Here is a 6,221-nt window from a genome sequence, read left to right as displayed (position 1 = left end):
AGCAGCCATATCCTAATGTCGTGTTCTGGCTATTTACAGATGTCGTGTTTTAGCCTGTAGGTTGATCGTCTGCACCCTTGGGCGCGCCAGCGATAAACGCGACCTGGACGATCACCACGACGTCCAGGTCATATCAGATCGCTTTCCGTCGATCGCACCGTTTCAACACGGAACCCGACCACCCACACCATTGCCCATCATCGTGCACCAGCGCTGCGTGTCTTGTTGCGGTGCCGGATACGGTAACCCGGTCCGCGGATCGATCGAGTCCAGCGGATTCGGTCCCGGGGGATGGTTTGCCGCGTGCATCGCGGCGTTCTCCGCCATCTGTCTCGCGGTCGCCGCGTTCTGTCGAGCCAGGTCCGCCTTCTGCGCGTCGTCCACCTTCTTCGTCATGGTCACCAGTCGCGCGAACTTCGGATCGCGAACATCCTGCAGCGGCGGCAAAGGCGGTGCGAACGGCATGAAAAGCAATGGCCCGTCATATCGCGGCACCGCCAGTTTCGACGGCTTGCCGAAATCCGCGGCCATGCTGATCTCCCACATGCCGGCGTTCATGCCGAGCGCGTGTTCGTAGCGTCGGTTCACGTCCGCCAGGCTGAGCGGCCCGGACGACGCAGGCAACGGTTGCAGGGATGGCGGCAGCGTCTGCCGGGCGGCAGGATAGATCGTGCGAACCCAACTCACCGCGGCGAGCGAGTATTGATAGAGCACCGCGTCGTACTTTTCCAGCACCTCTGCTCGACTATAGTTGCCGGGATTCTGAAAAATGGGCTTGTACGCCGCGAGGGTCTGGTAGTACCGCTCGTTCGCATTTCGCTGCTCCGCAACGAACTGCTGCTGGGGATCGATCGGCGCAGATGAAGACATCGCAGCGCAGCCGGACAGCAGACTGACGACGAAGGCAATGCCGGCCGTCGTTCGGGACACCGACCGGATGGGATGCAAGATAGGAGGCATCGGAAGCGCCATGGAGACTCGACAGGTTTTCATGAATCGGCGCGCGGCCGACAACGCCGCGGCATGCGCCGCGCTCGCCCTATTCTGCCCCGCTCCATATCGCGGCAGGTGGAGTTGCGTCTGATCGTGGTGGATTCCAGTCTCGGGATTTCGTCCCATCGCAGTGCGTGCCGCTTGACGCCGCGGCCAGTCGCAGACCGGTTTACGCGCCGATCGCCGATGCCCGTCGATCGAAACCGGCCTTGCGCCCACTACCCGATTCGTTTGTAGAATCGACGTGGGTTCGCCGTTCACGACACGGTACAAGACATGATCCTCACCGGCCGCCCCGCCGGATGCCGGTAGGATCGACCCACACCACCCACCGGAGGGCACCATGGCGATTCACGAAGTCTTTCCGTATCTGCGCGCCAAAAGCGCGGAGGACGCCATCGCGTTCTATGCGAAGGCATTCGGCGCGCAGGAGAAATTCCGGCTCGTCGAGCCGTCGGGGCGCATCGGTCACGCCGCACTCGACCCGGACGGCAACGCGCCGATGGCGCTCCATCTTCACGTCGACGACGCCGATGCGACGATCGCCGCCGCCGTCGCGGCCGGCGCGCACGTGACGCGCGCACTCCAGGACCAGTTCTACGGAGAGCGCTCGGGCAGGATCCGCGATCCGTTCGGTTACGATTGGCTGATCGGGCATACGATCGAAACGGTCGAACCCGACGAAATGCAGCGGCGTTACACGGCGCTGATGTCCGGCAATCAGTAAGCAGTCCGGACGGCGCCTCCCGATCGATCACCCCGCTATTCGCGATGCACTACCACCCCGACGACGTCAGCCGGCTTTTCGTCGGTGTTCCAACACTGCAGTTGAACCGCGCCGCGCCGGCCGAACGGTTTCTCGCCGCCGCCGTCGAATCCGGCGTCGAGCTCCGGCATGTGCTGCGCGACTACCCGCATGTCCGCTACCAGCCGCTCGACTTCCACTATCTGTGCCAGCAAAGCCTGTCGGCACTGGACGACCCGTTGCTGGCCGACCTGACATGTGACATGCAGTACGGTTGGCGCGGCGCGCACTGGGCTGCTCTGCTGATCGCGTTGTCGGGCAACGCGCGTTATCTGCCGCACCTCGACGCGGCCAGGCGCCATCGCGGCGTCGAATGGACCGCCGGGCTGGCCAAAGCCGCATCGGCGCCCGATGCGCAATCGTCGGCTTGCCGATGCTGCCGGTCGATCGTGTAGTTGCGCCATCAACTGGCCGCGTTGCCGCGCGTCGTCGTCCGGCTGAGACCGTGGCACTCGCCGGAAGCGCTCGAAGCGAGAGCGAATGCCGTGCGCGCCGCCTATCGAAGCGGCGGCGCCAACGCGGCGCTGCCGCTCGCCCGCCGCTAGACGTTCGGCACACCACCGTCGCGCGATGGCGCGCCGAACCGTACGCCCCGCCCCGCCCCCTCCCGACCGCCTCCCAGCCATCGACACCCCCGCGATTCCGACCGATTCCGCAGAGGACCTTTCCTGTGCAACGCCTTAATCGACCGCCGCACGATCTCCAATAATGGCCGCTCGACCCATCGGCCGCGAGGCCGGACCAACAACAACAAAACGCCTATGCATTCCTGCCAAACGAACCAGCATGCCGGCGCACGCGTCGCGGGGACCGTCATTGCCGCCTGCCTGAGCAGCTTCGTGCCGGATGTCGCGCATGCCCAGAGCAGCGTGACGCTGTACGGCCTGATCGACACGTCGATCACCTACTCGACCAACCAGCGCACGCGCGGTGCCGGCTCGCCCGGCGGCGGCAGCGTCGCGATGACGAGCGGCGCACTGAACGCGTCGCGCTGGGGGCTGCGCGGCCGCGAGGATCTCGGCGGCGGAATGGCCGCGGTCTTCGCGCTCGAAAACGGCTTCTCGGGCACCACCGGCAAGCTGTCGCAGAAAGGCGTCGACCTGTTCGGCCGCCAGGCGTGGGTCGGCGTGAGTTCGCAGACGGCCGGCACGCTGTCCTTCGGACGCCAGTACGACCTGATCCTCGATTACGTGACGCCGCTCGGCGCGTCCGGCCCCGGCTGGGGCGGCAATCTCGCGGTCCACCCGTACGACAACGACGATTCGAACCGCAACCTGCGCATCAACAATGCCGTGAAGTACGCGAGCCCGACGGTTCGCGGGTTGAGATTCGGCGCGATGGTCGGCTTCTCGAACGCGGCCGGCCAGTTCTCCAACAATGCGGTGTGGAGCACGGGGGTGTCGTACGAGAACGGGCCGGTGAAGCTCGGCGCCGGCTACCTGAAGATCAGCCGCGACCGCAACGCGCCGAACCCGGACGGCGCGCTGAGCACGGTCGACGGCTCGGCGACGATCACGGGCGGCAACCAGCAGATCTGGGCGATGGCCGGCCGTTATGCGTTCGGCCCGCACTCGGTCGGCGCGGCGTGGTCGCATTCCGCCACCGACGGTGTGACGGGCGTGCTCCAGGGCGGCAACATCGCGCCGCTGAAGGGCGAATCGCTGGTGTTCGACAACTTCTCGATCGACGGACGCTACTTCGTCACGCGCGCGCTGAGCGTCGCCGCCGCGTACACGTACACGATGGGCCGCTTCGACACCCGCACGGGCCAGACGCGCCCGAAATGGAACCAGGTCGTCGCGCAGGCCGGCTACGTGCTGTCGAAGCGCACGGACGCGTATCTCGAAGGCACTTACCAGAGCGTGAGCGGCGGCAACGGCAATCCGGCGTTCAACGCGACCGTCTGGACCTTGACGCCTTCCGCGAACAGCAACCAGGTCGTCGTCGCACTGGGGCTGCGGCACAAGTTCTGACGATACGGCGTGCGCCGCGGCGTCACGCGGTCGACCGACTGTATCCGGCGAATGCTTCCCGCATCACCCGATCGCCATGACCGGCAACGACAAGGCCGCGCCCCGTGCGCGGCCTTTTTCGCTGTGGCAGGCGTCGCTTGCCGCGCACCGCCGGCGCAAGCAAGAATGCCTCCCGACTGTCGCGTTTGCGCAAAAAATGCGGAGAAACTGGGCACGTTGTGACATTTTTCCTAATCTGTTTGCAGCGACGCCTCGATCCGGCGTTCCGGTCGCAACATTCTTTCATTTGGCGCACCACCGGCTTACGAGCCTGCATCACGGCAACGGAGCCGGACCTTTCGCGCCATGGCGGCCGGACGGTTGCGTGCGAATGGCACGCGCCCCGCTTTCAACGCAGTCAACCGCTGGAGAAGAACGATGAGCAAAATGAACCGAATTGCGGTCCTGGCAACTTTCGTCCTGCTGGCCGGTTGCCACAACGCGGCGAAAACGCCCGAGAATGCCGCCGCGGCGCCGGAACCTTCGAGCGAAACCGTCGCGACGGTGACGGCCGACGATCTGAACAATCCGAACAGCCCGCTCGCCAAGCGCAGCATCTACTTCGATTTCGACCAGTACTCGGTGAAGCCCGAATTCCAGTCGCTGCTGCAGGCGCACGCCGACTACCTGCGCAGCCATCCCGCGCGGCGCGTGCTGATCCAGGGCAACACCGACGAGCGCGGCACGTCCGAATACAACCTCGCGCTCGGCCAGCGCCGCTCGCAGGCCGTGGCGAGCGCACTGGAAACGCTCGGCGTGCCGGCGACGCAACTCGAGGCCGTCAGTCTCGGCAAGGAAAAGCCCGTCGCGCTCGGCCACGACGAGGAGGCGTGGGCGCAGAACCGTCGCGCCGATCTCGTCTATCGTTGATCCAGGCGCTGCCGCGGCGATACGCAAAAAGCATGGAATAAACGCCCCGCCGAAACGTCTTCTCATCGCGCAGACGCGCGGTTCACGCGAACCGCCTTTCCTGTCGCCTGCGCGCGGCAAGGAGATCGCAATGAAATCGGCAACGTTGGTTGCGGCGCTGATCGCGGCGCTGGTGCTCGTGCTGTCGGCGGGCTGTACGTCGTCGGGCAGCGGTACGTCGCAAGGGCCGGGCATGAGCCGGTATGGCGGCTCCGGAGGCAGCGGAGGTGGAGGGGGTGGCGGCGGCTACTGACGCGCCGCCGCGAGGAAAGTGAGGCGACGAAATCGCGCGCGAGCACCGGAAGCCGGCCGCTCGCGCGCGACGCTCTACCCCACGGCACGACTCAACGCATCGCCTTCACATCGGCCGCCGTGACGCTCGCAGGCTGGCCGCCCCACGTCGCGCGCAGGTAGTTCGCGAGTTGCGCGAGTTCGTCATCGCTCAACGTCTTCGCGAAACCCGGCATCGGCTGCAGGTTTTCGAAACCGGCGAACTTCTGCTCGTCGATACCGTCGAGCATCGCGACCAGCAGGTTGCGCGGATCGCCCTGGCGCAGCGTCGAGTTGCCGTTCATCGGCACCGCCACGTGCGGCTTGCCTTCGCCGTTGAAGCCGTGACAGCCCGCACACACCGCGAGATACACCGAGCGGCCGGCGGCCAGTTGCGCGGCGTCGGCCGACACCGGCTTCACCGGTTGCGGCGCGGGCGGCGTATCGCCGAGCAGGTACGTCGACAGCCCGCGCAGGTCGTCCTTCGTCAGGTACTGCGTGCTCAGGTGCACGACCGGATACATCTCGCCGAACGCGGAGCCTTGCGGCGCGATGCCGACGCCGAAGAACGTCTGCAGATCGGTGCCCGTCCAGCCGCGCGCGGCCAGGCCCGCCGGCGTGATGTCGGGCGCGGCCACGCGGCCGAGCGCAGCGCCCGCGAACGGCTTCGCGCCGTCGAGCTGGCCCGTGAATGCGCGCGGCGTGTGGCATTCCGCGCAGTGGCCGAGCGCGCCGGCGAGATAGCGGCCGCGCTGCCAGTCCGCGGATTGTCCGGTCGACGCATCCGGCAGGCTGTCCTTCAGGAACAGCATGTCCCAGAACATCATGCCGAAGCGCAGGTTGTACGGGAACTTCAGGTCGTGCGCGCGGTTTTCCTGCGCGACCGGCCTGACCGTCATCAGGTACGCGTACATCGCGTCGGCGTCGGCGCGCGTGAGCTGCCGGTACGACGTGTACGGCATCGACGGATACAGGCGCTTGCCCGGCGCCTTGCCGTCATGCAGCGCGGCGTAGAAGTCGTCCGCGCTCCAGTTGCCGATCCCGTGATCCTTGTCGGGCGTGATGTTCGAGCCGTAGAACGTGCCGAACGGCGATTCGAGCGCCGCGCCGCCGGCGAACGGCGCGCCGTCCTTCGCGGTGTGGCACGCCGCGCAGTCGGCGGCCTTGACGAGATAGCGGCCGCGCGCGATCGGGTCGGCGCCGGGCGCGCCGGACGCCGCATTCGACGCCGG

7 protein-coding genes are annotated in these 6,221 nt (G+C 66.7%); 5 read left to right on the top strand and 2 right to left on the bottom strand.

The genetic code is table 11. The annotated features are described in order from the left end of the window. Nucleotides 1-162: 162 nt before the first annotated feature. Entirely contained in the window at nucleotides 163-972 is an 810-nt protein-coding gene (locus tag JMF86_RS20430) for a hypothetical protein (protein ID WP_226292046.1), read from the bottom strand. Between the two features lie 364 nt (nucleotides 973-1,336). Here JMF86_RS20430 and JMF86_RS20425 point away from each other — a divergent pair, with 364 nt between their 5' ends. The 5 genes from JMF86_RS20425 (at nucleotide 1,337) to JMF86_RS20405 (ending at nucleotide 4,972) form a co-directional block, all read left to right on the top strand. Then, nucleotides 1,337-1,720, top strand: a complete 384-nt coding sequence (locus JMF86_RS20425; protein ID WP_011694738.1) for a glyoxalase/bleomycin resistance/extradiol dioxygenase family protein — start codon at nucleotides 1,337-1,339, stop codon at nucleotides 1,718-1,720. Nucleotides 1,721-1,764: 44 nt separating this feature from the next. Then, nucleotides 1,765-2,193 (top strand): hypothetical protein, encoded by a 429-nt coding sequence (locus JMF86_RS20420; RefSeq protein ID WP_011547683.1) that lies wholly within the window; start codon nucleotides 1,765-1,767, stop codon nucleotides 2,191-2,193. A 366-nt stretch (nucleotides 2,194-2,559) separates the two neighbouring features. Then, nucleotides 2,560-3,771, top strand: a complete 1,212-nt coding sequence (locus JMF86_RS20415) for a porin (protein WP_011547682.1) — start codon at nucleotides 2,560-2,562, stop codon at nucleotides 3,769-3,771. 417 nt (nucleotides 3,772-4,188) lie between these two features. Further along, a complete protein-coding gene (gene pal, locus JMF86_RS20410; protein WP_011547681.1) occupies nucleotides 4,189-4,680 on the top strand; it encodes a peptidoglycan-associated lipoprotein Pal in 492 nt (163 codons plus the stop codon). 130 nt (nucleotides 4,681-4,810) lie between these two features. Further along, on the top strand, nucleotides 4,811-4,972 hold the full coding sequence (locus JMF86_RS20405) for a hypothetical protein (protein WP_023475988.1): 162 nt from the start codon (nucleotides 4,811-4,813) through the stop codon (nucleotides 4,970-4,972). A 91-nt stretch (nucleotides 4,973-5,063) separates the two neighbouring features. On the opposite strand, the gene JMF86_RS20400 is transcribed toward JMF86_RS20405, so the two are convergent. After that, a partial coding sequence (locus JMF86_RS20400) for a cytochrome c (RefSeq protein ID WP_201317123.1) occupies nucleotides 5,064-6,221 on the bottom strand: 1,158 nt, incomplete at its 5' end.

The organism is Burkholderia sp. E168m15, assembly GCF_016586105.1.
In the GTDB taxonomy this organism is placed as follows: domain Bacteria; phylum Pseudomonadota; class Gammaproteobacteria; order Burkholderiales; family Burkholderiaceae; genus Burkholderia; species Burkholderia orbicola.
The sequence above is the reverse complement of the archived record's forward strand: the minus strand, read 5'-3'. Positions and strand labels throughout refer to the sequence as shown.